Source organism: Achromobacter sp. SD115 (genome assembly GCF_017355315.1).
Lineage (GTDB): Bacteria > Pseudomonadota > Gammaproteobacteria > Burkholderiales > Burkholderiaceae_B > Achromobacter > Achromobacter xylosoxidans_B.
In genome coordinates this window covers 1-24,920 of the sequence record NZ_JADIJM010000034.1, presented here as the reverse complement: position 1 = coordinate 24,920, position 24,920 = coordinate 1, and the positions used below count along the sequence as shown (strand labels likewise).

General features: G+C 65.5%; 22 protein-coding genes and 1 pseudogene. 15 read left to right on the top strand and 8 right to left on the bottom strand.

Annotated features, from left to right (window positions below; translation table 11 throughout):
* Positions 1 to 60 precede the first annotated feature (60 nt).
* On the bottom strand, positions 61 to 1,533 hold the full coding sequence (locus IPU70_RS30560) for a YdgA family protein (RefSeq protein WP_207473088.1): 1,473 nt from the start codon (positions 1,531 to 1,533) through the stop codon (positions 61 to 63).
* A gap of 304 nt (positions 1,534 to 1,837) precedes the next feature.
* Between IPU70_RS30560 and IPU70_RS30555 the strand changes: the two genes are divergently transcribed.
* From IPU70_RS30555 to IPU70_RS30540, 4 genes are all read left to right on the top strand, one after another.
* Complete coding sequence (locus tag IPU70_RS30555) at positions 1,838 to 3,358, top strand: DEAD/DEAH box helicase (protein WP_207473086.1); 1,521 nt, start codon at positions 1,838 to 1,840, stop codon at positions 3,356 to 3,358.
* A 33-nt stretch (positions 3,359 to 3,391) separates the two neighbouring features.
* Positions 3,392 to 4,021, top strand: a complete 630-nt coding sequence (locus IPU70_RS30550; RefSeq protein WP_207473077.1) for a LysE family translocator — start codon at positions 3,392 to 3,394, stop codon at positions 4,019 to 4,021.
* Between the two features lie 110 nt (positions 4,022 to 4,131).
* Positions 4,132 to 5,739 (top strand): peptide chain release factor 3, encoded by a 1,608-nt coding sequence (locus IPU70_RS30545; RefSeq protein WP_013390910.1) that lies wholly within the window; start codon positions 4,132 to 4,134, stop codon positions 5,737 to 5,739.
* A 24-nt stretch (positions 5,740 to 5,763) separates the two neighbouring features.
* Complete coding sequence (locus IPU70_RS30540; RefSeq protein WP_207473070.1) at positions 5,764 to 6,450, top strand: hypothetical protein; 687 nt, start codon at positions 5,764 to 5,766, stop codon at positions 6,448 to 6,450.
* Between the two features lie 80 nt (positions 6,451 to 6,530).
* On the opposite strand, the gene bfr is transcribed toward IPU70_RS30540, so the two are convergent.
* Both bfr and IPU70_RS30530 read right to left on the bottom strand, forming a co-directional pair.
* Entirely contained in the window at positions 6,531 to 7,007 is a 477-nt protein-coding gene (gene bfr, locus IPU70_RS30535; protein WP_013390908.1) for a bacterioferritin, read from the bottom strand.
* Positions 7,008 to 7,373: 366 nt separating this feature from the next.
* Positions 7,374 to 8,288, bottom strand: a complete 915-nt coding sequence (locus IPU70_RS30530) for a DMT family transporter (protein WP_207473069.1) — start codon at positions 8,286 to 8,288, stop codon at positions 7,374 to 7,376.
* 130 nt (positions 8,289 to 8,418) lie between these two features.
* On the opposite strand from IPU70_RS30530, the gene IPU70_RS30525 reads away from it, so the two are divergent.
* Positions 8,419 to 9,276, top strand: coding sequence for a LysR substrate-binding domain-containing protein (locus IPU70_RS30525; RefSeq protein ID WP_207473068.1), 858 nt, complete (start codon positions 8,419 to 8,421; stop codon positions 9,274 to 9,276).
* Positions 9,277 to 9,300: 24 nt separating this feature from the next.
* Here IPU70_RS30525 and IPU70_RS30520 read toward each other — a convergent pair whose 3' ends face one another.
* Together IPU70_RS30520 and rpoN are read right to left on the bottom strand one after the other, a co-directional pair.
* Positions 9,301 to 9,588: a bacterioferritin-associated ferredoxin gene (locus IPU70_RS30520; RefSeq protein WP_207473065.1), complete on the bottom strand. Its 288-nt coding sequence runs from the start codon at positions 9,586 to 9,588 to the stop codon at positions 9,301 to 9,303.
* A gap of 133 nt (positions 9,589 to 9,721) precedes the next feature.
* Positions 9,722 to 11,167 (bottom strand): RNA polymerase factor sigma-54, encoded by a 1,446-nt coding sequence (gene rpoN, locus IPU70_RS30515; RefSeq protein WP_207473061.1) that lies wholly within the window; start codon positions 11,165 to 11,167, stop codon positions 9,722 to 9,724.
* Here rpoN and IPU70_RS30510 point away from each other — a divergent pair.
* Positions 11,166 to 11,795 carry a hypothetical protein gene (locus tag IPU70_RS30510; RefSeq protein WP_207473056.1) on the top strand — a complete coding sequence of 210 codons (630 nt, stop codon included), beginning with the start codon at positions 11,166 to 11,168 and terminating at the stop codon, positions 11,793 to 11,795. The two genes, rpoN and IPU70_RS30510, sit on opposite strands and share 2 nt — an antisense overlap.
* Positions 11,796 to 12,312: 517 nt before the next feature.
* Positions 12,313 to 14,025 (top strand): 2-isopropylmalate synthase, encoded by a 1,713-nt coding sequence (gene leuA, locus IPU70_RS30505; protein ID WP_207473048.1) that lies wholly within the window; start codon positions 12,313 to 12,315, stop codon positions 14,023 to 14,025.
* 101 nt (positions 14,026 to 14,126) lie between these two features.
* On the opposite strand, the gene IPU70_RS30500 is transcribed toward leuA, so the two are convergent.
* A complete protein-coding gene (locus tag IPU70_RS30500) occupies positions 14,127 to 15,455 on the bottom strand; it encodes an amidase (RefSeq protein WP_207473046.1) in 1,329 nt (442 codons plus the stop codon).
* A gap of 315 nt (positions 15,456 to 15,770) precedes the next feature.
* On the opposite strand from IPU70_RS30500, the gene IPU70_RS30495 reads away from it, so the two are divergent.
* The 6 genes from IPU70_RS30495 to IPU70_RS30470 all read left to right on the top strand — a co-directional run bounded on the left by IPU70_RS30495 (position 15,771) and on the right by IPU70_RS30470 (position 21,806).
* Positions 15,771 to 16,784: a LacI family DNA-binding transcriptional regulator gene (locus IPU70_RS30495; RefSeq protein ID WP_207473044.1), complete on the top strand. Its 1,014-nt coding sequence runs from the start codon at positions 15,771 to 15,773 to the stop codon at positions 16,782 to 16,784.
* A 39-nt stretch (positions 16,785 to 16,823) separates the two neighbouring features.
* On the top strand, positions 16,824 to 17,621 hold the full coding sequence (locus tag IPU70_RS30490; RefSeq protein ID WP_207473042.1) for a phosphodiesterase: 798 nt from the start codon (positions 16,824 to 16,826) through the stop codon (positions 17,619 to 17,621).
* Between the two features lie 120 nt (positions 17,622 to 17,741).
* Positions 17,742 to 18,797 (top strand): ABC transporter ATP-binding protein, encoded by a 1,056-nt coding sequence (locus IPU70_RS30485; protein ID WP_207473040.1) that lies wholly within the window; start codon positions 17,742 to 17,744, stop codon positions 18,795 to 18,797.
* A 27-nt stretch (positions 18,798 to 18,824) separates the two neighbouring features.
* On the top strand, positions 18,825 to 20,120 hold the full coding sequence (locus tag IPU70_RS30480; RefSeq protein WP_207473039.1) for an ABC transporter substrate-binding protein: 1,296 nt from the start codon (positions 18,825 to 18,827) through the stop codon (positions 20,118 to 20,120).
* A 13-nt stretch (positions 20,121 to 20,133) separates the two neighbouring features.
* Positions 20,134 to 21,009 carry a carbohydrate ABC transporter permease gene (locus IPU70_RS30475; protein WP_207473036.1) on the top strand — a complete coding sequence of 292 codons (876 nt, stop codon included), beginning with the start codon at positions 20,134 to 20,136 and terminating at the stop codon, positions 21,007 to 21,009.
* The gene (locus IPU70_RS30470; protein WP_013390895.1) at positions 21,006 to 21,806 is read left to right on the top strand and encodes a carbohydrate ABC transporter permease; all 801 of its coding nucleotides are present in this window, start codon (positions 21,006 to 21,008) and stop codon (positions 21,804 to 21,806) included. Before IPU70_RS30475 ends, IPU70_RS30470 begins: the two co-directional genes overlap by 4 nt.
* Positions 21,807 to 21,873: 67 nt before the next feature.
* Here IPU70_RS30470 and IPU70_RS30465 read toward each other — a convergent pair whose 3' ends face one another.
* Together IPU70_RS30465 and IPU70_RS30460 are read right to left on the bottom strand one after the other, a co-directional pair.
* Positions 21,874 to 22,191 carry a hypothetical protein gene (locus IPU70_RS30465; protein ID WP_013390894.1) on the bottom strand — a complete coding sequence of 106 codons (318 nt, stop codon included), beginning with the start codon at positions 22,189 to 22,191 and terminating at the stop codon, positions 21,874 to 21,876.
* Between the two features lie 89 nt (positions 22,192 to 22,280).
* Positions 22,281 to 22,628 (bottom strand): DUF1840 domain-containing protein, encoded by a 348-nt coding sequence (locus IPU70_RS30460; RefSeq protein ID WP_013390893.1) that lies wholly within the window; start codon positions 22,626 to 22,628, stop codon positions 22,281 to 22,283.
* A gap of 322 nt (positions 22,629 to 22,950) precedes the next feature.
* Here IPU70_RS30460 and argS point away from each other — a divergent pair, with 322 nt between their 5' ends.
* A complete protein-coding gene (gene argS / locus IPU70_RS30455) occupies positions 22,951 to 24,633 on the top strand; it encodes an arginine--tRNA ligase (protein ID WP_207473034.1) in 1,683 nt (560 codons plus the stop codon).
* A 9-nt stretch (positions 24,634 to 24,642) separates the two neighbouring features.
* Positions 24,643 to 24,920 (top strand): annotated as a pseudogene (locus IPU70_RS30450) (SPOR domain-containing protein); the annotation flags it as partial.

The following is a 24,920-nucleotide window of genomic DNA, read 5'->3' as shown; positions in this document are numbered from 1 at the left end:
GCCGCCGCGCCCTGGGCGCGGCGGCCTTCGATACCAGCCGGTGAGCGTGATGCGTCCGGCTTAGCGGGCGCCGCCCATCGCGCCGCTCATGACCATCATCAGGAACTGCTCGACCGGCATCTTCTTGCCGTTGAAGTCGACTTGGCCGTCAGCGTAGTTCAGGTAGGTCACGATGTTGTTGTTTTCGACCTTGGCCATGCCCATGGCGGTAGCCATGGTGCCGACCATTTCAGCCTGGCCCTTGGCGGTCTGCTGAGCCTGCTCGGCCGGCACGCCGCGCACCTGGGGCTCGATCGCCATCAGGTCGCTCAGGTTGCCCTTGGACAGCACCAGCTTGGCGTTGAGCTTGCGGATCGCCTGCTTCAGCGTGTCGGCGAACTCACCGTCCAGCGATGCCGGCTTGGCCATGTCCAGATCCAGGTTGAAGGTCGACGTGCCGTTGGCGGTACGCACTTCCAGCGGCGACACGGCCAGCGTCGGGTTGCCGGCCAGCAGCAAGTCGACGTTGGTCTTGACGACCTGCATTTCTTCGTCCGTGAACTGGGGCGACTGCTCTTCGCCCTTGCTCTGCATCATGCGGCGCGAAGCGGCTTCATAAACGTCGTTCAGCGCCTTGAAGGCCTTCGAATCCAGCTTCTGCGCGTCCAGCACCAGCTTCACGCCGGCCATGTCCTTTTCCTGCACGTTGATCATGCCGAAATCCATGGCCATCTTCACGCCCATGAGCGAGTTGGCTTCGGTCATGTCGACGGTGATGGCGGTGTCCTTGAGCTGGACCGGCGGCTTTTCCTTGGACGTGATGGTCCAGTTCTTGAGCGCGACCTTCTGGCTGCCCACGTACATGTCGTTCGAGGCCGGCGTCATGTCGCTGGTCAGGGTCAGGCCGGTCATGGCCATGCTGACGATGTCGCTTTCTTCGGACTCGCCCGCCAGCGTCAGGCTGTCGGCCTTCAGCGCGATCGTGCCGTGCTTGCTGCCGGTGGCGTAGGTCACGTCGCCCTTCATGCCCGAGAACTTCAGGCTGTTGGCGTCCTTGGCGAACTCGACGGGAGCCATGTCGAAGTTGCCGGTGATGTTCTTGGCATAGCTGACGCTATAGGCGCCGGACAGCGGCACCGCGCCCTTGGCGGCGGCGAACCATTCCTTGACCAGGGGCGTCTCTTCCAGCTGGAAGCGGCTGGCGACCATGGCCGGCGCGAACGAGCCGGACTTCAGGTTCGACAGCGGGAAAGGACCGTGATCCAGGTGCTCGACGAACACGATTTCGTGTTCGATGGCCGGCTTGCCATCGGCGGCGGGCTCGGTGACCTTCACGCGATAGCGCTCGGTGGACGTGAACACGCCACGCTCGAACGAAACCAGCTCAACGACGGGGGTCACACCCCATTTGTCGCCAACCTTCTTCAGTTCAAGGTTGGCCTGCTCGATCGATTGCTTGACGAAAGCCTCGGCCTTCTGGCCCGTATACCAAGCCGTACCGGTCCAGACTGCGCCCAGCGCGACGACTACGCCCACTATTGCCGATTTTTTCATTGCGATCCTTTATTCTTCAAATGGATGAAAGCGGACGGATTATAGGGACTGCAGCCTAGGGAAAACACTTATTTCGTGCAAAGGCGCTGCGATATGTTGCTTATTGATACAGAGCCAGCCATCCCGGACGGTGCTGCAACGCCACATCGGCTACAATCCACCCGTGCGTTTTGCCAATCTGCGCACGTCCGCTAGGCCCTTCGCTGCCAAGCTTCGCCCGTCAGGGCGCTTCCCTTTTCTCCTTTATTCGTCCGCCTGGATTGGAGTCTCTCAACTTGAGCGACGGGCTGCCGCTGGAGTTGTTTTGACTACCTCTACCCCTTTTGCCGACCTCGGGCTGGCTGATTCCCTGTTGCGCGCCATTGCCGAAACCGGCTACACCGCGCCCACGCCTATTCAAGCCCAGGCCATTCCCCAGGTCCTCAAGGGTGGCGACCTGCTCGCCGCCGCCCAGACCGGTACCGGCAAGACCGCCGGCTTCACGCTGCCCATCCTGCACCTGCTGATGCAGAAAAAGCCCGAGCTGCGCAAGCCCGGCCGCCCGCGCTGCCTGATCCTGACCCCGACGCGTGAATTGACCGCGCAGGTCGAGGAATCGGTGCAGACCTATGGCAAGTACACCCCGCTGAGCTCCATGGTGATGTTCGGCGGCGTCAATATCAACCCCCAGATCTCCGCGCTGCGCAAGCCGCTGGACATCCTGGTGGCCACGCCCGGCCGCCTGCTGGACCACTGCGGGCAGAAGACCGTGGACCTGTCCGGCGTCGAAATCCTGGTGCTGGACGAAGCCGACCGCATGCTGGACATGGGCTTCATCCGCGACATCCGCAAGATCCTGGCGCTGCTGCCCAAGCAGCGCCAGAACCTGCTGTTCTCGGCCACGTTCTCCGACGAGATCCGCACCCTGGCGCGCGGCGTGCTGAACAACCCGGGCGAAGTCTCGGTCACCCCGCGCAACACCGCCACCGAGCTGGTCACCCAGACGGTGCACATGGTGGAACAGCACCACAAGCGCGACCTCATCAGCCACATCATCCGCGAAAGCGGCTGGCATCAGGTGCTGGTGTTCACCCGCACCAAGCACGGCGCCAACCGCCTGGCCGAAAAGCTGGTCAAGGACGGCCTGACCGCCGCCGCCATCCACGGCAACAAGAGCCAATCGGCCCGCACCCGCGCGCTGGCCGGCTTCAAGGACAGCACCGTGACCGTGCTGGTGGCGACCGACATCGCCGCCCGCGGCCTGGACATCGACCAGTTGCCCCAGGTGGTCAACTTCGAACTGCCCAACGTGCCTGAAGACTACGTGCACCGCATCGGCCGCACCGGCCGCGCCGGCGCCACCGGCGCCGCGGTCTCGCTGGTCGACAACAGCGAAATCAAGCTGCTGAAGGACATCGAACGCCTGATCAAGAAGACCATCGAGCGCAAGCCCGTGGAAGGCTGGACCCCGCCCGCCACCAGCGCCGCGGCTTTCGACCGCCAGGAACGCGATGAAGACAACCGCAGCCCGCGCGGCGGCGGCGGCCGTAATGGCGGTCGTGGCGGCAATGGCAATGGCGGCCGCTCGCGTCCCGCACAAGGCCAGGGCCAGCCCCGCGCCGCGGCAGGCGGCCGCGCTCCCGCGCCGGCCCGCGCTGGCGGTGAAGGCCGCGCCAGCCACGGCTCGCGCGACGGCAAGCCCGCCGACCGTCCGGCCCACGCCGGCCGCAACGAGGGCCGCCCGCAGCAGAACCATCGCCGTCCGGAGGGCTCCGGCCGCCCGGCGGGCAACGGTGGCTCCGGGCGCCCGTCGGGCGCGCCGCGCGCCGCGCTGCTGAGCAAGTAATATCACCGCAACCGCCCCCCACGGACCCGCGCCATGCCCTTATCTACCTGGTTGACGTTCTTCCTGGCCTCCTGGGCCATTTCGTTCTCGCCCGGCGCGGGCGCGATCTCGGCGATGTCCTCCGGCCTGAAATACGGCTTTGCGCGCGGCTACTGGAACACGGCCGGCCTGATCATGGGCATCCTGTTCCAGTTCGTGGTGGTGGCGGTAGGCCTGGGCGCGGTGCTGGCGACGTCCGAAATGGCCTTCAACGTGGTCAAGTACCTGGGCGTGGCCTATCTGATCTACCTGGGCGTGCGCCAGATCCGCACGGATGCCGCGCCGGTCGCGGTGGACTCCGGCGACCCCAAGGCCGCCACGATCCGTGAACTGGTGCTGCGCGGCTTCCTGATCAACACCATGAACCCCAAGGGCACGGTGTTCCTGCTGGCCGTGGTGCCGCAGTTCGTGGATACCGCGCTGCCGCTGACGCAGCAATATGCGGCGATCGCCGCCACGCTGGCGTTCACCGACCTGGTGGCCATGGGCGTGTACACGCTGCTGGCGGCGCGCGTGCTGCGCCTGCTGCGCAGCGCCAAGCACATCCGCTGGATGAACCGGACCTTCGGCTCGCTGTTCATCCTGGCTGGCGTATTCCTGGCGTCGTTCCGCCGCCATTCCTGAATCCCATGCGCGGGGCATGCGCCGGCGATGGCGCATGCCCCGCGCGTTTTCATGCCCGATACCGGACCGCGCCGGGCCCAAAAGCGGCGCCAAGTAAAATCCTTCCGATCATGAACATCCCTCACGAAGTAGCGCGGCGTCGTACGTTCGCCATCATTTCCCACCCCGACGCGGGCAAGACGACACTGACCGAAAAGCTGTTGCTGTTCGCAGGCGCGATCCAGATCGCCGGCAGCGTCAAGGCGCGCAAGGCTTCGCGCCATGCCTCGTCCGACTGGATGGAAATCGAAAAGCAGCGCGGCATTTCCGTGGCGTCCTCGGTGATGCAGATGGAATACCGCGATTGCGTCATCAACCTGCTCGACACCCCGGGCCACGCGGACTTCTCCGAAGACACGTACCGGGTGCTGACGGCGGTGGACGCGGCGCTGATGGTGATCGACGCCGCCAACGGCGTCGAACCGCAGACCATCCGCCTGCTGCAAGTCTGCCGCGCGCGCAACACGCCCATCATCACGTTCATCAACAAGATGGACCGCGAAGTGCGCGAGCCGCTCGAACTTCTGTCCGAGATCGAAGGCCACCTGGGCATGGACGCCGTGCCGTTCTCGTGGCCGGTCGGCATGGGCAAGGCCTTCGGCGGGGTGTTCGACATCCGCCAGGACCGCATGCGCGTGTTCCGCCCCGGCCAGGAACGCCGCTCGGACAAGGACGACTTCATCGAAGGCTTGAGCAATCCCGAAATCGCCCGCCGTTTCGGCTCGGCGTTCGAGCAGGCCAGCGGCGAGATCGAACTCATCAACGAAGCCGCGCCCGCCTTCGACCGCGAGCAGTTCCTGGCCGGCAAGCAGACGCCTGTGTTCTTCGGCTCCGCCATCAACAACTTCGGCGTGCAGGAAGTGCTGGACGCGCTGGTCGAACAGGCGCCGCCTCCGGGTCCGCGCGTCTCCATGCAGCGCCTGGTGCAGCCCGTGGAACCCAAGTTCACCGGCGTGGTGTTCAAGGTGCAGGCCAACATGGATCCGGCGCACCGCGACCGCGTCGCGTTTGTGCGCGTCAGCTCCGGCCGCTTCGAGCGCGGCATGCGCCTGAAAGTCGCGCGCACCAACAAGGAAATGCGCCCCAACAACGTGGTGTCGTTCCTGTCGCAGCGGCGCGAGTTGCTGGACGAGGCCTATGCCGGCGACGTCATCGGCATTCCCAACCACGGCGTGCTGCAACTGGGCGACGTGCTGACCGAAGGCGAGACGCTGCAGTTCACCGGCCTGCCATTCTTCGCCCCCGAGCTGTTCCAGGCCGTGGAAGTGAAGGATCCGCTGCGCACCAAGCAGCTGCGCACCGGCCTCACCCAATTGGGCGAGGAAGGCGCCATTCAGGTGTTCCGTCCCGAGGCTGCCGGCGGCTCCCTGCTGCTGGGCGCGGTCGGCCAGCTGCAGTTCGAAGTGGTGGCCCATCGACTGAAGACGGAGTACGGCGTGGACGCCCGGATGCTGCCGTCCCGCTACACAATGGCACGTTGGATTACGTCTGAAAACCCCAAGGCGCTGCGCAAGTTCATGGATGCCAATGCCGCCCATATCGCCTATGATGTTGTGGATGCGGCGGCGTTTTTGATCGGTTCTCCCGCGCAGTTGCGCGTGGCCGAGGAACTGTATCCCGATGTGAAATTCCATGCCATGCGGGAGCACGGCGGCAAGGTTTTCGGAGACAAAGCGTAGACCCGTTCGGGTTCCGCACGGCAGATGAGGGTAGCAATGTCTTGGCGTTTCTTATTCGCAACGCTCCTGATCGCGCTTGGCGCGTCGGCCTGGGGCGGAATTCAACTGGGTGATTGGCTGGTGGCGCATGCGCCGGTGGCCGCGCCTGCTCCTGGCCAGGATGCCGCGGCATCCCAGCAGCCCGTACTGGACGCCAATGGCCGTCCCTATGTGGCCCAACCTCCGCAGCCGCGCATCGACGGCACCTTGGGCGTGCCCGACAAGCCGTCCGACCGCGAATGGCAGGTCAACACCGTCTCGCTGTTCGATAGCGTCAGCGATCCCGCGGTGAAGATCTCGCGCGACCGCATCAGCCCGGACCAGGCCCGCGAAATCGCAGCAGCCTCGCACGTGCCGCTGCCTTCGGGCGCCTCGGACGTCAGCACGCTGGACCTGCAGGCACCAGGCACGTCCACGGCCATCAACGGCGGCCAGGTCCAGGCCGGCGGCTACGGTACCCCGCAGATGGTGCAGGCGCCTCCGCCGCCCCCGAACACCGCGCAAGCGCCCGGTGCCCTGGGCTGGCAGGACGCGCTCAAGCGCGAGCTCGCGCAATGCGCCACGCAAGGCTTCTTCGAGCGCCCCTCGTGCTCCTGGGCCGCGCGCAACAAGTATTGCGGTCCCAACCGCGCCTGGGGCACCATGGCCGAGTGTCCGGCCCGTCCGCAGTAAGCCGCTGGGCCTGCGATACGGGCCCGGCAGTACCAAAAAAAATGGCGCCCCACAGGGCGCCATTTTTCATGACCGGAACATTACTCCGGCACGGACATCTGGCTTTGCAGGTAGTTCTGGATGCCGACCTTGTCGATCAGGTCGATCTGCGTTTCCAGGTAGTCGATGTGCTCTTCGGTGTCGTCCAGGATGTCCTGGAACAGATCGCGCGAAACATAGTCGCGGACCGATTCGCAATGCGCGATCGCTTCCTTCACGGTCGCCTGGGCGCCTTGCTCCAGCTTCAAATCACAGGCCAGCAATTCCGGCACGTCTTCGCCGATCAGCAGCTTGTGCAGGTCTTGCAGGTTGGGCAGGCCGTCCAGCATGAAGATGCGCGCGATCAGACGATCCGCGTGCTTCATTTCGCCGATGGACTCTTCGTACTCGTGCTTGCCCAGCTTATCGAAGCCCCAATGGTTCAGCATGCGGGCATGCAGGAAATACTGGTTGATGGCCGTCAGTTCATTGGTCAGTTGCTTGTTCAGAAACTGGATGACGGTTTTGTCGCCTTTCATGATGGACTCCTTGCAGTCAGGCGCGACGCAGATGCATCGCGACAAAGGAGCGCACGATGCCGCGCGTACGCAACCCCGGCAGACTACCACCAGGCGCGGGGCCGCGCCTAGCCTTGCGCTGCATTTGGTAAACCGCTTTAGGAGCGCTACAAGAAAGCGACAAGCTAATGAGAATGAGTATGCGTGCGTGATGCCTTGCATGCCTGCACCAGCACCTGCGCGGCCTGACGACGCGCCACACACAGGAATTCGTCGACGACACCACGCAATCGCATGCGACTATGCGCTCCCTCGCTGCATGAAACGCGCCGCCAAGCGGCCAGCGTCGATTCGTTGCGGATCGGCAACCCCAGCCGCAGCGATACGCTAATCGGCGCGCCGCGTGGCCAGCCAGATGCCGAATGCGATGGGAACGATGCCCAGCAGATCCAGCCACGACACGTGCTCGCCCAGCGCCAGCCATCCGAACAACAGCCCCAGCGGCGGCATCAGGAAGTGCAGCGCGCTGGCCGCCGTGGCGCTGGCGCGCCCCAGGATCATGAACCACAGGTAGTAGCCGCCCATCGACACCGCGACGATCATGTAGGCCATGCTCCAGAACAGGCTCGCCGTCATGCGCGCATCGCCGATGCTCTCGTGCATCAACGCGAAAGGCAGCAAGACCACCGCGCCGGCCAGCGACTGTATGCCCGTGGATGTCCATAAGCCCGAGGACGGCTTCAGGCGCTTGTAGAGCAGCGTGCCCGCCACCAGCGCCAGCAGCCCTCCCGTGACCAGCAGCGTGCCATGCAGATCCTCCTGCATGCCCGACAGCCGCGAACGCAGCACCAGCGCCACGCCCGCCAGTCCCAGGCACAGGCCGAGCAGCTTGCGCCAGCCCAGGCGTTCGCCCAGCACCGGACCGGCCAGCACGCCGATGAGCAGCGGGTTGGTGCTGATCAACACGGCGGTAAATGCGGACGACACGGTCGTCATGCCCGACCAGCTCAGGCCCAGGTACAAGGCGTTGTTCAATGCCCCCAGCAGAATCAACGAGAGCAAATCCCGCCGCGCGGGCATTTTCCAGCCGCCGCTGGCCGCCGCCAGGCCCAGCATCAAAGCCCCCGCAATCAGGAAGCGGATGGTCAGCAAGGTCAGCGGCGGACAGTCCCGCACCGCGATCTTGGCCGCCGCGAACGCCGAGCTCCACAGAAAGCAGAAGGCCGCGATGGGCGCCCAACTGATGCCAGGCGAGGCTTGGGCTGGCAGGGCGGCGGCGGACAGAGTCGAGGTGGCCTTCATGACGAATCCGAAAGTGGGGCGGATAAGCCGCGGATGCGGCGGATGTAGGGATTCTGCGCGGCCCCCTATCCATTGACAAACTCTTTATTCGGATAGAAAGTATTTGAAAAATGAATGCTTGGAGCTGCCGATGCCAGATCTCGACCTTTTGCACAGCTTCGTCTCAGTCGTGGATGCCGGCGGCTTCACGGCCGCGGGCGAACGCGTGCATCGCAGCCAGTCCACCGTCAGCCAGCAAATCCGCAAGCTGGAAGAAACCTTGGAATGCGCGCTGTTCATCCGCGAGGGCCGTCAGGTCTCACTAACCGAGGACGGCGAACGCCTGCTGGGCTATGCGCGACGGATGCTGGCCCTGTCGACCGAAGTCCGCGAAGCCGTCAGCGGGCGCAAACGCGTGGACGTGATCCGGCTGGGCATCCCGGACGATTTCGCGGCCGACACGCTGACCATCCTGGTATCGGAGTTTGCTCGAACCCGCCCAGGCGTACGGCTGTCGGTCCGCTGCGACCTGACCTCCGCGCTCACGCGCGCGCTGGAACGGGGCGACCTGGACGTGGCGCTGCTCAAGCGCGAGCCCGGCGCGGGCCCCGCGTTGGCCGCTTGGCCCGAGCAACTGCATTGGATCGGCGCCCCGGGGGTGGAGGTCTCGCTGGCTGAGCCCGTGCCGCTGGTCGCATTTCCGCAGGGGTGCATCTACCGCAACCGCGCCATCCATGCCCTGGAAGCGGCCGGCCGCCACTGGCGCATCGCCTACGAAAGCCCGAACCTGATGGGCTTGCAGGCGGCATTGACGGGAGGATTGGGCGTGGCGCTGCTGGAGCGCCGCTGCCTCTTGCCGGACCATCAGATTATCGACGCGGAACTGCCCCCGGTGCCACCGACCGAACTGGCGCTATGCCTGGCCGACACGGTACGCGAGCCCGCGCGCCAACTGGCGATGGCTATCCGGGAATTTTGCGGGAAAGAAACAACGCGGCCCGCTGCATGACGGCAGCGAGCCGGGAAGAGACCGCTATCCACAGGCGATGGCGACCAGGGGGATCGGGAAGCTGCTGTTGGCAGCAGGCGCGCCCGACTCGACCAGGGCGGCCGGAGGATTGACCGGAACGGCGATGGAGCGCACGTCGCACACGCTGGAGCAGCGGCCGCCCGGCAGGTATTCGGCGGCGGTGGCCGCGCAGCAGCCGCAGCACGTAGCCACGCCCAGCTCGAATTGCAGGTCGGAAAGCGTCGTCGCACCCCCGTCCACGCTGGCGCGGACTTGGCGTTCGGTGATGGCATTACATACGCAAATGTACATGAGAATAATTATCGAAAATTATTCCGCTACTGGCAAGTCCCGCGCGCAAATAAATTTGCAACCAAAGTGTCACGCAAGTCTTTGAAATCAGGGACGAATTTCCGCAAATCCGTCCCTGATTACTCAAGCACGGTCAGCGGGCGGCCGCCTGGGCCTTGCGCAACGCTGCCGGGGCTATCCGCAGCGCTTCTCGGTACTTTGCCACCGTCCTTCGGGCGATGACTATCCCCTGATCGGCCAGCTTTTGCATGATCTGGCTGTCGGACAAAGGCTTGGCCCGGTTCTCATCAGCCACCATCTGGCGGATGAAGGTCTGCACCGCCGTGGCCGAGGTGGCATCCCCGCCGTCCGTCGACACGCCCGTGCCGAAGAAGCGCTTGAGCTCCAGCGTGCCGAACGGAGTGAGCATGTACTTCTGTGTTGTAGCCCGTGAAATGGTGGATTCGTGCAAACCCAGTTCGCCGGCGATGTCCTTCAGGATGAGCGGCCGCATGGCGGCAGGCCCTTGGCTGAAGAAGGCCGTCTGGTGTTGCACGATGGCTTGGGCTACCCGCAGGATGGTGTCAAAGCGCTGCTCCACGTTGCGGATCATCCAGCGGGCCTGCTGCAGCTGCGAGTGCAGCCCCGCATGCGCGGACTCCTTCTGGTTGCCCAACATCTGGGCGTACAGCCCATTGATATGCAACTTGGGCACGGCGGCGCTGTTGAGCGTGACCTGCCAGCCGCCACGGGTCTTGCGCACGATAACGTCCGGCACTGCGTAGTCGGCCGCAGGCACGGTCCAGGCGCGCCCGGGACGCGGCTCCAGCCGCAGGATCAGGGAATGCGCCGAGCGGAACATGGCATCGTCGCAGCCCACCGCGGTGCACAGGCGCGCGGCATTGCCCGTCGCCAACAGGGCCAGATGCTGCGCGCAGATCTGCCGCGCACAGGCCAGCACCGCAGCATCCGCCGCTTCCGGCAATAGGCCCAGATCGGGGTTGCGCAGCTGCAACAGCAGGCATTCGGCCATGTCGCGGGCGCCAATGCCGGGCGGGTCGAACGATTGCAACAGCGACAGGGCCGCCTTCAGTTCGTCGATGTCCGGCTCCAGTTCGGCCGGCAGCCAGCCCAGGATTTCTTCCAGCGGCGATCCCAGGTAGCCGTTCTCGTCCAGCTCGTCGATCAGGAGGCCCGCCAGCGCGGCGTCGCGCGGCGCGGCGCGCGTCAGCATCAGTTGGCCCAGCAGGTGCTCGCGCAGCGTGTCCGGCCGCGCGGCCTCCGGGCGACTGGAATCATCGTCGGGGTAGACCCCGCCCGAGCCCGGCATTTCGTCCACCGGCGTCTCGCGTTCGGCAGCGGGTTCGTCGTCCTGCACGGAGGACTCGCGGTCAGATTCGGCCGGCGTCTCGGCCGACGGCGCTTCGTCCTGCCGCTCCAGCAGCGGATTCTCCGCCAGCACTTGTGAGATCTCGGCTTCGAGATCGAGCGTGGACAATTGCAACAATCGGATCGATTGCTGCAGTTGTGGCGTCAGCGTCAAATGCTGACCAGGTCGCAGTTCTAAAATTGGACGGGTCATAGGTACAATATTTTGCATGATGAATCTGACTTCGCCCGCAAGCGTCCGCCAGGACTGCCGCCTCATTGGCCAGACCCTGCTCAAACTGGCGCTTCCCCGACTCATAGTGCGCGCGATCGTCATCGCCGTCGCCGTGGTTATCTGGTATCTGGCCGCCAGCTGGATACTGAATTTCGGCCGCACCGTGAACTACGAGTTCCTGCACTCCCTGGGGCAGCCGACCATGGACATGGTGCAGAAGGTCAATCCCTACATCTGGTGGGTGGTGGCCGGCATCTGGACCCTGATCGTGTTCTTCACGCTACGCGCCTGGCTGTCCGCCAGCTTGGCCTCCGGCAGCGCCACGCCGGTCGAAACCAGCGTGCTGGCCGACCTGGCGCCCAATCTGTCCGAGGAATCCCTGGGCGTGCTGCGCTGGACCTGGGGCGACCGCCAGGAACCCTTCACGGTGGGCGATTTGCGCCGCGCCCTGTCTGAAATCCGCCACAACCGCGCCGGCAAGATCGCGATGGTCGCAGAACAGGCCCGCGTCCTGGAATCGTCCGACCGCACGCCGCGCGACCCGCGCGACGAAGTCCGCCGCGACGCGCGCAGTGAAGGGCGCAGCGAGCGCTACGTGGAACCGCGCATCGGCCCGGCCCGGTAAGCCCCTCTCGCCATTGCCATAGCAGGCCGCCGACAGGCGGCCTGTTTGTTTCAGTCCCTCGCCGGCCAAGCAACGCTGTACCACGACCCGGCCCTTTCCTATCCACCCCCGTTTTTTCTGAATTTTCTTCAGCGAAATGCGCTGTCGCAAGCCCGCAACCCGCCTCGACACAAAAGAGCATTCAGTTGCGCTCGCGAAGAAAATATGTTTGACTAGCAACCTATGGCCGCTCACCGCACCCCCTTCGCGATTGCCACCGGACGCTACGACGCTCCGGTTGCCGGCCTGCGCGCTCGTTCCTCCTCCTACGCGCTATCGCTATACCTACCGATCGGTTGCCGGGCCTAGTGTCCCCGTGGTAGCTCGGCAACCACGCTTGCCACACGCGATTTCCCCCTTTTATCTCTGAATCCTGCCGGTCAATCACGGCAAATCCTGGCACAAGACCGCCATCCGGTCGCGCAGCCGCCTAGGGAAGCACTCCCGGGATTCAAAAGAAACCGATCGAGGTGTAGTAATGATGCTTGCCAACCCCGCCACCAAATACGTCCCCTTCGCGCCCTTTACCCGCGACTTTTCCGAACGCACCTGGCCCAGCCGCCGCATCACCAAGGCGCCGATCTGGATGAGCACGGACTTGCGCGACGGCAACCAGGCCCTGATCGAGCCGATGAGCGTGGAGCGCAAGGTCCGCTTCTTCGAACAGCTGGTGAAGATCGGCTTCAAGGAAATCGAAGTGGGCTTCCCGTCCGCCTCGCAGACCGACTTCGACTTCGTGCGCAAGCTCATCGAGGAAAAGCGCATTCCGGACGACGTCACCATCATCGTGCTGACCCAGTCGCGCGAAGACCTGATCAGCCGCACGGTGGAATCCGCCGCGGGCGCCAAGCAAGCCATCGTCCACCTGTACAACGCTTGCGCGCCGGCGTTCCGCAAGGTCGTGTTCAACATGAGCAAGGACGAGATCAAGAACATCGCCACCACCGGCACGCGCCTGGTGAAGCAGTACATGGCGCAGCACCCGGAAACGCAGTGGCGCTACCAGTACTCGCCCGAAGTCTTCAGCACCACCGAGCCCGAATTCGCGCTGGAAGTGTCCAACGCCGTGGCCGACGTATGGCAACCCACGCCCGAGTGCAAGATGGTGCTGAACCTGCCCGCCACCATCGAGGCCACCAGCCCCAATCTGTACGCCGACCAGATCGAATGGATGCACAAGAACCTGGCGCGCCGCGACAGCATCGTGCTCAGCGTGCACCCGCACAATGACCGCGGCACCGCCGTGGCCGCCGCCGAATTCGCCGTGATGGCCGGCGCCGACCGCATCGAAGGCTGCCTCTTCGGCAGCGGCGAGCGCACCGGCAACGTCGACCTCGTCACCTTGGCCTTGAACCTCTACACGCAAGGCGTGCACCCGGGCCTGGACTTCTCGGACATCGACGAAGTGCGCCGCTGCGCCGAATACTGCAACCAATTGCCGGTCCACCCGCGCCATCCGTACGCGGGCGACCTGGTCTTCACCGCGTTCTCGGGCTCGCACCAGGACGCCATCAAGAAGGGCTTCGCACAGCAGCAAGCCGACGCCGTCTGGGAAGTGCCGTACCTGCCCATCGACCCGGCCGACCTCGGCCGCAGCTACGACGCCGTCATCCGTGTGAACAGCCAATCGGGCAAGGGCGGCGTGTCCTACCTGCTCGAACAGGAACACGGCCTGGTGTTGCCGCGCCGCCTGCAGATCGAATTCAGCCGCGCCATCCAGCGCGTCACCGACGAAACCGGCCGCGAAGTCACGGCCGACGACGTGCACACGATCTTCAACCGCGAATACCTCGAGCAGAAGTCGCCCTGGAAGCTGGTGCGTCACCGCATCGACGGCAATCCGTCGGCCGGCGAGGGCCAGCATTTCAGCATCGAAGCCGAACTCGAATACAACGGCGAGCGCCGCATCGTTACGGGCAAGGGCGATGGCGCCATCTCGGCCTTCGTGGCCGCGCTGGACGTGCCGGTGCGCATCATGGACTACCACGAGCACGCCATCGGCACCGGCACCGACACGCGCGCCGCTTCCTATGTGGAATTGCGCGTCGGCGAATCGAGCACCGGCTTCGGCGTGGGCATCGACCGCGACATCGTGACCGCCTCGTTCCAGGCCGTACTGAGCGCCGTCAACCGCCATATCAATGCGGGCGCCGTGACGGCGACCGAGCAAGAAACCGCCGAGACCGCGTGATCCGCAACCCGGCGTAAAAAAGCCAGCCTTATCGGGCTGGCTTTTTCTTTGGGCCTACGCCGCGCAAGCGCAGCCTCAGCCTGCGCGCGAACGATTGACGCTCAGCCGCGCGGCCACATGTCGGACGCGCCGATATCCGGCGCGGTGGCGGCCAGCAGCCGCTGGTGGACCCACGCTGCCATCGCCAGCGTCCGGTGGTCGCTGTAGCGCGCGCCGACCAGTTGCAGGCCAACGGGCAGGCCTTGCGGGCCAGTGGCGAACGGCAGACTCAGACTGGGATGGCCGAACACCGTCCAAGCGCGCGAGAACTGCGGATCGCCCGTGCCCAGGTCGGCGAACGGCGCCTCGCCGCTCGCGCTGGGCGCCAGCAACACATCGTACTTGTCGAACCAGGCATCCACGCGCGCGCGGGATTCGGCAACGCGCATCAGGTTCTTCTGGTGCTCTTCAGCGGTGATCCGCGAGCCCGCTTCCAGGATGGCCTGGATCTTGGGACTGAGCTGCGCCGCATGCTCCAGGCGCTCGTAGGCCAGCGCCTGCGACGCTTCAAACGCCATGATGTCCGCATGCAACTGCGCCAGGACGCAATGCTCCGGCGGCAGCGGCACTTCCTCGACCACGGCGCCGGCGCGCGACAGTATGGCCGCGGCCTGCGCGTAGGCTTCCTTGGTTTCGGGCAGGGCGTGCCGCCATTGCAGGCTGCGGTACATGCCGATGCGCGGCTTGCCGTCGTATGCAAGTTCCAGCATGCGGGGATCGCGCATCAGCACCGAAGCGAACAACGCCACGTCCGGCACCGAACGGGCAAAGCCGCCGATGGTGTCCAGCGACTCCGCCAGGCTTTTGACGCCGGCGCGGGAAATGCTGCCGAAGGTAGGCTTGAAACCCACGATGCCGCAATAGGACGCGGGGCGGATGATGGATGCCGCGGTCTGCGTGCCCAACGCGAAGGGCACCATGTCGTCGGCCACCGCCGCGGCCGAGCCGCTGGATGAGCCGCCAGGCGAGTAGGCCTCGTTGCGCGGGTTGCGCGTGGGGCCTGCCTGATAGGTAGCGAATTCGGTCGTCACGGTCTTGCCGACGACGATTGCGCCCGCGCCCCGGCATAACGCCACCGAGGCCGCATCCAGGCCCGGATGGTGACGTTCATAGATGGGCGAGCCGTAGCGCGTGGGCAGGTCGACGGTGTCGAACAGGTCCTTTACGCCCATGGGCAAGCCATGCAACACGCCCTGCAGCGCGCCGCGGTCCAACGCCTGCGCGCGGTCGAGCGCGGCCTGTTTTTGCAGCGCGGTCCATGCATGGATGGTGCTTTCGCGTTGTTCGATGCGCGCAAAGCAGGCGCGCACCAGTTGCTCTGCGGTCAATTCACGCCGTTGCAGCTTGCGCGCGGCTTCCAGCGCGCCAAGTCTGTTCAAGGCAGTAGACATGGTCCTTTCCTCTTTACCGGTACCGCGCGTCTCGCGCGGCAGCAAAATACGCACCCGGTCCCCTTTGACCGAGGATCCGCCTTATGCACGGCGTCTTGCCGCACAGTCCGGATGGACCGACTCTTGCCATTGTGCGCGCTGCGTCAATTGGGATAAACACCAAAAAAAGCCGTTTTTCCCCGGGAAAATCGCATGCCGCGCCATGACGATTTGTTGTTGCGTCGGCATCAGCATAGCGCAAACCCGTGCAATACAAGGGTCATATTTGTCGAGTAAGATGAAATCGTTTTCAGAAAACCCGGCAGCAATCCCGCCATGGCATCGCGCTCGTCGCCCCGCTTTTCCATCATTGAAGTGGCCCGCAAGGCCGGGGTCTCCCCGGCGACGGTTTCGCGCGCGTTCAACCAGCCCGAGATCGTGCATCCCGACACGCTCGCGCACATCCGCAACGTCGCCAAACGCGCGGGCTTCCGACCCAATCGCGTAGGCCGCAGCCTGCGCTCTGGCAGCACGCGCACCATCGGCCTGATACTGCCCACGCTATCCAATCCCGTGTTCGCCGAGTGCTTCGAAGGCGCGGAACGGCGCGCGCGGGAATCGGGCTACAGCGTCATGCTGACCGCCACCGGCTACGATCCGGCGGTGGAATCCGCGGCGGTCCAGGGCCTGATGGACCACCAGGTCGATGGCCTGATCCTGACGGTCGCGGACGCCGCCAAGAGCGCCACGCTGGACGACCTGGACCACGCCGGCATTCCCTACGTGCTGGTCTATAACGAGTCCGGCGCCCATCCTTTCGCGTCGGTCGACAATCGCGCGGCCGCCAGCGACATGGTGGCCCACCTGGCCGCACTGGGCCATCGCCGCATCGCCCTGGTGACGGGCCCGCTGACCGCGTCGGACCGCGCCCGCCGCCGGCTGACGGGCGCGCGCGCCTGCGCCAAGCGCCTGGGCCTGGACGCCATCCAGCACATCGCCATGAGCTCGCACACGGGCAGCGACCTGGACGCACTGAAGGCCGCGCTGCGCGGCAAGCAGGCGCCCACCGCCTTGTTCTGTTCCAACGACCTGCTGGCCACCGCCGTCATTGCAGATCTGGTGGGCCTGGGCCTGTCCGTGCCTGCCGACATCTCGGTTTGCGGATTCGACGGCATGCGCTTCGGCGCCTTGCTGACGCCGCCCCTGACCACCGTGGCCCAGCCCAGCGACGGCATAGGCGAAACCGCCTGCTCGAACCTACTGGCGCAGATCCAGGGCCAGCCGCCGCATTCGGACCGCCTGCCGCATTGCATCGTGGTCGGCGGCACCGCCGCGCCGGTGCGCCGCTAAGGCCCTTCCCTACAACAATCCTTCCTCAGTACACGCGTCATGCTCATCGCACAAATCACCGACCTGCACATGCGCACCCCGGGCGACAAGGCCTACGGCATCATCGATCCGGCGGCCTTCCTGGCGCCCGCGGTGCGCGCGCTCAACGCGCTGACCCCGCGCCCCGACTGCGTGCTGATCACGGGCGACCTGACGGACCTGGGCCGCCCGCACGAATACCAGGTGCTGCGCGAACATCTGCAGGCGCTGGAGATTCCCTACTTCCTGCTACCCGGCAACCATGACGACCGCGCGCAGCTGCGTGCAGCCTTCCCGGACCATGGCTATCTGCAAGGCGGGGGCCCGTTCATCCAATACGCCATCGAAACCTATCCGCTGCGCATGCTGGCGCTGGACACGGTGGTGCCCATGAAAAGCCATGGCGAACTCTGCCAGGACCGCCTGGACTGGCTGGCCGCGCGCCTGGCCGAACAGCCCGAGCGGCCCACGCTGGTGCTGATGCACCATCCGCCGTTCCTGACCGGCATCGAACACATGGACGCCATCGGTCTGCTGGCCGGCGCGCCGGAACTCGAACGCATCGTGGCGCGCTTTCCCAACGTGGAGCGCGTGCTTTGCGGCCATCTGCACCGCACGATCTTCCAGCGCTTCGGCGGCACCATCGCTTCCACCTGCCCGGGCACCGCGCACCAGCTAGCCCTGGAGCTGGGGCCCCGGCCGACGCTGCAGTACATCATGGAACCGCCGGGCTACCAGCTGCATTGGTGGCAAGGCCGCAACCTGGTCACGCATCATGCGGTCATCGGGGATTACCCCGGTCCGTACCCCTTCGCCTGAGGCCGACGCTAGACTACGAAAGTTTGTTCTGCCATACGTCCGTCATGTTTGCGCTGCACAATGAAAAGGTTTTCATAACAGGCAACAATGCGGATCTAACTATTAGATCTTCGAGACAGCATGTCATCCATCGTCCTGGATAACCTCACCAAACAGTACGGCAATGCCGCCGCGATCCATGGCGTGAGCTTCACGGTTCCCGCCGGCAGCTTCACGGTCCTGCTGGGTCCGTCCGGCTGCGGCAAGTCCACCACCCTGCGCATGATCGCCGGACTGGACACGCCTACCTCGGGCACTATCCACATCGGCGACCGCGACGTCACCCAGTTGCCGCCCGCCAAACGCCGCATCTCGATGGTGTTCCAGTCGTACGCCCTGTTTCCACACCTGTCGGTGCGCGAGAACATCCTGTTCGGCCTCAAGGTGCGCAAGGAGCCGGCCCGCGACTACGATCGCCGCCTGCAACGCGTGGCCAACCTGCTGGGCCTGAGCCATCTGCTCGACCGCAAGCCCTCGCAATTGTCCGGCGGACAGCAGCAGCGCGTGGCGCTGGGCCGCGCCGTGATTTCCGAAGCGCCGGTCTGCCTGATGGACGAACCGCTGTCCAACCTGGACGCGCAGCTGCGCCATGAAATGCGCCGCGAGATCCGCGCCCTGCAACAGGACCTGGGCATCACCATGGTCTACGTGACGCACGATCAGACCGAGGCCATGAGCATGGCCGACCAGGTGGTGCTGCTACGCGGCGGCAAGATCGAACAGCACGACACGCCGGACGCCCTGTATGCGCGGCCCGCCACGGAATTCGCGGCACGCTTCATCGGCACGCCGCCCATGAACCTGATCGGCCTGACGTCTCAGCAGGGCACCACGGTCATCGCCGGCACGCATGGCCCCGCCATCGCCGGCGCCCCCGCAGGCGCCGTGAAACTGGGCGTGCGTCCTGAGCACATCCGCATCGATCCCAACGGCATTGCGGCCAAGGTGGAAAGCGTGGAGTACTTCGGCGCGGACTCCATCGTGGTTTGCCGCGTGGGCGACACCAGCGGCGTAGCCGTGCGCGTGGGCGGCCATCTGCGCGCCAGCGCGGGCGAAACACTGGGCCTGTCCTGGCAGGACGGCCAGCAGCATTTCTTTGCCGCCGATTCGGCGGTCATCAACTCCGCCGGCCGCTAGGGCCTGTACACAGGAAAGGAAAACAACATGCGTCGCATCGTACTGAAAACCCTGGCCGCCAGCCTGGCCGCTGCCTGCCTGTCGCTGCCTGCGCAGGCTCAGAACAAGCCCGTCGAGGTAGAGTTCTATTACCCCGTCGCGGTCGGCGGCCCGATCACCAAGATCGTCGACGACATGGTGGCGGATTTCCAGAAGGAAAATCCCGACATCAAGATCAAGCCGATCTACGCCGGCTCGTACCAGGACTCGATCGCCAAGGCGCTGACCGCGCTCAAGGGCGGCACGCCGCCGCAACTGGCAGTGCTGCTGTCCACCGATATGTTCACGCTGATCGACGAGGACGCCATCGTGCCGATCGACAGCCTGGCCAAGAGCGACGCGGACAAGAAGTGGCTGGGCGGCTTCTATGACGCCTTCATGCAAAACAGCCGCAGCGGCGGCCATACCTGGGGCGTGCCGTTCCAGCGTTCGACCATCGTCATGTATTACAACAAGGACCTGTTCAAGGCCGCCGGGCTGGACCCCGAGCGCGCGCCTGCGACCTGGGCCGAACTGGTCGAATACGGCAAGAAGCTGACCAAGCAAGACGCTTCCGGCAACACCACGCAGTGGGGCATCGAGATCCCGTCGGGCGGCGCCTTCGCCTACTGGCTGTTCCAGGCCCTGACCACGCCCAACGGCGCGATCCTGATGAACGAGGCCGGCAACGAGGTCTACCTGGACAAGCCGGCCGTGGTGGAAGCCGCTCAGTTCTGGCGCGACCTGTCGGCCAAGCACAAGATCATGCCGACCGGCACCATCGACTGGGGCACCACGCCCAAGGACTTCCTGGAAAAGAAGGCCGCCATGGTCTGGACCACGACGGGCAACCTGACCAACATCCGCAAGAACGCCGACTTCCCGTTCGGCGTGGCCATGATGCCGCAGCAAAAACGCGGCGGTAGCCCCACCGGCGGCGGCAACTTCTATATCTTCAAGAGCGGCACGCCGGCGCAGCAGCAGGCCGCGCTGAAGTTCGCGCAATGGGTCACCACGCCCGAACGCGCCGCGGACTGGAGCATCGCCACGGGCTACGTGGCCGTGACCCCGGCCGCCTGGCAAACCGAAAAGATGAAGAAGTACGCGCAGGAAGTGCCGGCCGCCGCGGTCGCGCGCGACCAGCTGGAAGTCAGCGTGGCGGAGTTTTCCACGCATGAGAACCAGCGCGTCACCAAGACCCTGAACGACGCCCTGCAAGCCGCCCTGACCGGTTCCAAGACGCCGCAGCAGGCCCTGACCGACGCGCAACGCGAGGCCGACCGCATACTGCGTCCCTACAAGTAAGCCGACAAGCACGATGAGCCGCTCTTTAAACGCGCTGTACGGCTGGCTGCTGTTGCTGCCAGCCCTCGTGCTGCTCGCCGCCTTCACGCATTACCCGGCGGTAGCGACGCTATGGCACAGCTTTTTCTCCACCCCCAAGGGCGCGCGTCCCGCGCGCTTCGTGGGGCTGGACAACTACGCCGTCATGCGCGACGACCCGGTGTTCTGGCAGTCGCTCTGGAACAATCTGTGGTTCGCGCTGGGTACCATTCCCACGTCCATCGGCATCGCGCTGATCATGGCGCTATGGGTCAACCGCAACCTGAGCGGGCGCGGTTTCCTGCGCATGGCCTACTTCACGCCCACGGTGCTGCCCATGGTGGCGGTGGCCAACATCTGGCTGTTCTTCTACACGCCGCAGTACGGCCTGATCGCGCAGGTGATGCAGCTGTTCGGCTCGCCCGGCCCCAACTGGCTGGGCAACCGCGAGACCGCGCTGCCCGCGCTGATGCTGGTGACGGTCTGGAAGGAAGCCGGCTTCTTCATGATCTTCTACCTGGCCGCGCTGCAGACGGTATCGCCGTCGCTTCGTGAGGCCGCCATGCTGGAAGGCGCGTCGCGCTGGCAGTACTTCCGCCGCATCCTGTGGCCGCTGTTGATGCCCACCACGCTCTTCGTGCTGATCAATGCGTTGATCAACGCGTTCCGGCTGGTGGACCACGTGGTGGTCATGACGCGCGGCGGGCCGGATAACGCCAGCACGCTGCTGCTGTACTACATCTACCAGGTGGGTTTCAGTTTCTGGGACACGGCTTACGCCGCCACGCTGACCGTCGTGTTGCTGGTGGTGCTGGCGCTGACCGCGCTGATCAAGTTCCGCTGGCTGGACCGCAGGACGCACTATCAATGAAAGACAAGCTCGATACCCTGGGTGCCTGGGCGCTCGGCCTGCTGTGGATCCTGCCCCTGGCCTATGCCATGTGGGCGGCGTTCCACCCGCCCGCCTACGCGACCCGCTTCGACCTGTTCGCGCCGCTGACGCTGGACAACTTCGTGCGCGCCTGGAATGCCGCGCCGTTCCCGCGCTATTTCCTCAACACCTTCCTGCTGGTCACCATGGTGCTGGCGGCGCAGCTGGTGCTGTCGACGCTGGCCGGCTACGCCTTCGCGCGCTTCGAGTTCCGCGGCCGCGATTTCGTCTTCATGCTGGTGCTGCTGCAGCTGATGATCATGCCGGACGTGCTGCTGGTGGAAAACTACCGCTCCATGAGCCAGCTGGGCATCCGCGACACGGTATTCGCCATCGGCCTGCCTTACTTCGCGTCGGCCTTCGGCATTTTCCTGCTGCGCCAGACCTTCAAGACGGTGCCGCGCGAACTGGAAGAGGCCGCCCGCATGGAGGGCGCCAACGCGCTACAGGTGCTGTGGAAGGTGTATGTGCCGCTGGCCAAGCCGATCTACGTGGCCTACGGGCTGGTATCGGTCAGCCACCACTGGAACAACTTTCTCTGGCCGCTGATCATCACCAACTCGGTCGAATCGCGGCCGCTGACGGTGGGCCTGCAAGTGTTCTCGTCGACCGACCAGGGCATCGACTGGTCGGTCATCACCGCCGCCACGCTGATGTCGGCTGCGCCGCTGTTGATCGCCTTCTTGCTGTTCCAGCGCCAGTTCGTGCAGTCGTTCATGCGCGCGGGCATCCGCTAGGGGTTGGAACCGCGCAAAAGCAAAAACTGCCCCTAGGGGCAGTTTTTGCTTTTGGAGCGCGGGTCTATCAATAGCCGACCGTCAGCCCCGGCAGATCCACGGTGATGCGCGGGCGCTCCAAGGCCAGCGCCAGGTGCTCCGCGAACTCGCGCGCCTCCTTTTCGTCGGAGGACAGGGTGTCATAGCCGAGCGCATCGGCCACGCCCAGCACCTTGTCCAGCAGCAGGACCTTGCCGCTGGGGCGCAACGGCTCGCAGCCCAGCGTTTCCCAGGCGCTGTCGAACCAGTCGCGCGCGTCGCTCTGGCGCTGCGGCGAGGGTTCGACGTTGGCCGAGAGGTCCACCGAACGGCGGGAGTCGAAAACAACGGTGATATCGCTGCGCATGTTGTGGTTCCTTAAGGTGGCGTCAGGCGAGAAGGGTAGGCAAAAATCGCCGGGCAGATTGTCTGCCCGGCGACATTAGGCTCACCGGCTTACCAGCCGCGCGACACCTCCCAGGTGACTTCGGCGTTTGCCGCCAGGGATTGGCGCATCATGTCCAACAGCGGGAAGGCGCGTTCCTTCAGGCCCACCATGCGGGCCATGGGCGATGCAGGCGCCTTGTCGTCGTCTTCTTCGTCGCTTTTGTCATGGGAACTCTGATAGTCGTCGATGGCGCGCTCGATGCCGCTGATGGCGGGCCCCAGCTGTTCCACGGTGAAAACGCCACGCTCCGGGATCTTGTCTCCGAAGGACTTGCCGGCCGCCTGCAACAACGCGCCCGCATGGTCGGTCAGCATCAGAACCTCGGCCACGACCTTGGAATGAAAGGTGATCAGCATATTCCAGTCTCCCACATTGATTACTTACATACACTACCGCAACACCCGGGGGCTGCCAACTGGCCCGGGGCAGCAGGTCCGATGGCCGGGCGTCATCCGTCCCCCCGGACCCTCCGGCGCAAGGTTCCCGCCCCGGGCGCAGGCCGGTCCAATGGCCAAATCAAGCTATGATTCAGGAGATTCCCGTGACAGCGGGACCTGACGCGGCCATGAATGCGGCACGCGCGGTCCGCCCGGCTACGCCGCCTCCTGTCCGCTCCGCCCGACAGGCCCGGCCTGCGCGGGCGCGTCCGTCACTAACTCAGAACTTCTCCAGACGCCCATGCTCCTCGAGCAACAAAAACAGCTTATCTCCCTGATCCAGGCCGCCGTCGCGCAAAGCCTGCCCGACGCCCAGGCAAACGTGCTGCTGGAGCGCCCCAAGGTCGCCGCTCACGGCGACGTCGCCACCAACGTCGCCATGCAACTGGCCAAGCCGGCCCGCCGCAATCCGCGCGAGCTGGCCCAGGCCATCGTCGACGCCCTGATGGCGCAACCCGGCGCCGCCGGCCTGATCGAGTCCGCTGAAATCGCCGGCCCCGGCTTCATCAACCTGCGCATCACCGCCGCCGCGCGCCAGGCCGTCATCGCCGCCGTGGCCGAGCAGGGCGCCGCCTTTGGCCGCGCGCCCCGCAGCGGCGAGAAGATCCTGGTCGAGTTCGTGTCGGCCAACCCCACGGGTCCGCTACACGTGGGCCATGCCCGCCAGGCCGCGCTGGGCGACGCCCTCTGCCGCCTGTACGACGCCATCGGCTGGGACGTCACCCGCGAGTTCTATTACAACGACGCCGGCAACCAGATCCACAACCTGGCCATCAGCGTGCAGGCCCGCGCCCGCGGCCTGACGACCGAGTCGCCCGACTGGCCCGTCGACGGCTACAAGGGCGACTACATCGCCGACATCGCGCGCGATTTCCAGGCCGGCGCGACCGTCCACTCCGATGGCGTGGACGTCATCGCCACGGGCGACGTCGACAACCTGGACGACATCCGCGTCTTCGCCGTGGCCTACCTGCGCCGCGAGCAGGACCTGGACCTGCAGGCCTTCGGTCTGGCGTTCGACAACTACTACCTGGAAAGCTCGCTCTACACCTCCGGCAGGGTCGAGGCGACCGTCAAGGCGCTGGTCGCCGGCGGCCATACCTACGAGGAAGGCGGCGCGCTGTGGCTGCGCACCACCGAACTGGGCACGGGCGACGACAAAGACCGCGTCATGCGCAAAAGCGAAGGCGGCTACACCTACTTCGTGCCGGACGTGGCCTACCACAAGGCCAAATGGGAGCGGGGCTTCCATCGCGCCGTGAACATCCAGGGCAGCGACCACCACGGCACCGTGGCGCGCGTGCGCGCCGGCCTGCAGGCGCTGGAAGAGGGCATCCCCAAGGATTACCCGGCCTACGTGCTGCACAAGATGGTCAAGGTCATGCGCGGCGGCGAAGAGGTCAAGATCTCCAAGCGCGCCGGCAGCTACGTGACCATGCGCGACCTGATCGACTGGGTCGGCCGCGACGCCGTGCGCTACTTCCTGATCCAGCGCCGCGCCGACACCGAATTCGTGTTCGACGTGGACCTGGCGCTGTCCAAGAGCGACGAGAACCCGGTCTACTACATTCAGTACGCGCACGCCCGCATCTGCTCGGTCATCAACAATGCCGCCATGCCGGCCGCCGACGTGGCCCAGGCCGACGCCGCGCTGCTGACCGCCCCGACCGAATTCGCGCTGATGCAGCGCCTGGCCGAATTCCCCACCGTGGTGGCGTTGGCGGCGCAGGAACTGTCGCCGCACCATATCGCCTTCTGGCTGCGCGACTGCGCCTCGGACTTCCACGCCTGGTACGGCGCCGAGCGCGTGCTGATCGATGACACCGCCCTGAAGCTGGCCCGCCTGCGCCTGGCCTCGACCACGCGCCAGGTGCTGGCCAACGGCCTCGAGCTGATGGGCGTGTCGGCGCCCGAGCGGATGTAACATCGGTTCATGGCAACCAAGCGCAAAACCACCACCCGCCGTTCCTCCGGCGAAAGCGGCAGCACCCTGTACGGCGCGCTGGCCGGCTTGCTCCTCGGCCTGATCGTGGCCGCCGTCGTCGCCTTCTACGTCACCAAGGCGCCCGTACCCTTCGTCGACCGGGCCAGCCGCCAGGGCGACAACGGCAAGCTGCCGGATCCGCGCCAGGCGCCGGACCCCAACGCCGGCCTGTACGGCCGCGACGGCGCCGCCGGCGTCCCGTCCACCGGCCCGACCGCCACGGCGCC

Excerpts from the sequence above, each read along its gene's own strand:
- IPU70_RS30560 (WP_207473088.1), bottom strand. The coding sequence starts at position 1,533 with ATGAAAAAATCGGCAATAGTGGGCGTAGTCGTCGCGCTGGGCGCAGTC.
- IPU70_RS30550 (WP_207473077.1), top strand. The coding sequence starts at position 3,392 with ATGCCCTTATCTACCTGGTTGACGTTCTTCCTGGCCTCCTGGGCCATT.
- IPU70_RS30545 (WP_013390910.1), top strand. The coding sequence starts at position 4,132 with ATGAACATCCCTCACGAAGTAGCGCGGCGTCGTACGTTCGCCATCATT.
- IPU70_RS30540 (WP_207473070.1), top strand. The coding sequence starts at position 5,764 with ATGAGGGTAGCAATGTCTTGGCGTTTCTTATTCGCAACGCTCCTGATC.
- bfr (WP_013390908.1), bottom strand. The coding sequence starts at position 7,007 with ATGAAAGGCGACAAAACCGTCATCCAGTTTCTGAACAAGCAACTGACC.
- IPU70_RS30530 (WP_207473069.1), bottom strand. The coding sequence starts at position 8,288 with ATGAAGGCCACCTCGACTCTGTCCGCCGCCGCCCTGCCAGCCCAAGCC.
- IPU70_RS30525 (WP_207473068.1), top strand. The coding sequence starts at position 8,419 with ATGCCAGATCTCGACCTTTTGCACAGCTTCGTCTCAGTCGTGGATGCC.
- IPU70_RS30520 (WP_207473065.1), bottom strand. The coding sequence starts at position 9,588 with ATGTACATTTGCGTATGTAATGCCATCACCGAACGCCAAGTCCGCGCC.
- IPU70_RS30510 (WP_207473056.1), top strand. The coding sequence starts at position 11,166 with ATGATGAATCTGACTTCGCCCGCAAGCGTCCGCCAGGACTGCCGCCTC.
- rpoN (WP_207473061.1), bottom strand. The coding sequence starts at position 11,167 with ATGCAAAATATTGTACCTATGACCCGTCCAATTTTAGAACTGCGACCT.
- leuA (WP_207473048.1), top strand. The coding sequence starts at position 12,313 with ATGATGCTTGCCAACCCCGCCACCAAATACGTCCCCTTCGCGCCCTTT.
- IPU70_RS30500 (WP_207473046.1), bottom strand. The coding sequence starts at position 15,455 with ATGTCTACTGCCTTGAACAGACTTGGCGCGCTGGAAGCCGCGCGCAAG.
- IPU70_RS30495 (WP_207473044.1), top strand. The coding sequence starts at position 15,771 with ATGGCATCGCGCTCGTCGCCCCGCTTTTCCATCATTGAAGTGGCCCGC.
- IPU70_RS30490 (WP_207473042.1), top strand. The coding sequence starts at position 16,824 with ATGCTCATCGCACAAATCACCGACCTGCACATGCGCACCCCGGGCGAC.
- IPU70_RS30485 (WP_207473040.1), top strand. The coding sequence starts at position 17,742 with ATGTCATCCATCGTCCTGGATAACCTCACCAAACAGTACGGCAATGCC.
- IPU70_RS30480 (WP_207473039.1), top strand. The coding sequence starts at position 18,825 with ATGCGTCGCATCGTACTGAAAACCCTGGCCGCCAGCCTGGCCGCTGCC.
- IPU70_RS30475 (WP_207473036.1), top strand. The coding sequence starts at position 20,134 with ATGAGCCGCTCTTTAAACGCGCTGTACGGCTGGCTGCTGTTGCTGCCA.
- IPU70_RS30470 (WP_013390895.1), top strand. The coding sequence starts at position 21,006 with ATGAAAGACAAGCTCGATACCCTGGGTGCCTGGGCGCTCGGCCTGCTG.
- IPU70_RS30465 (WP_013390894.1), bottom strand. The coding sequence starts at position 22,191 with ATGCGCAGCGATATCACCGTTGTTTTCGACTCCCGCCGTTCGGTGGAC.
- IPU70_RS30460 (WP_013390893.1), bottom strand. The coding sequence starts at position 22,628 with ATGCTGATCACCTTTCATTCCAAGGTCGTGGCCGAGGTTCTGATGCTG.
- argS (WP_207473034.1), top strand. The coding sequence starts at position 22,951 with ATGCTCCTCGAGCAACAAAAACAGCTTATCTCCCTGATCCAGGCCGCC.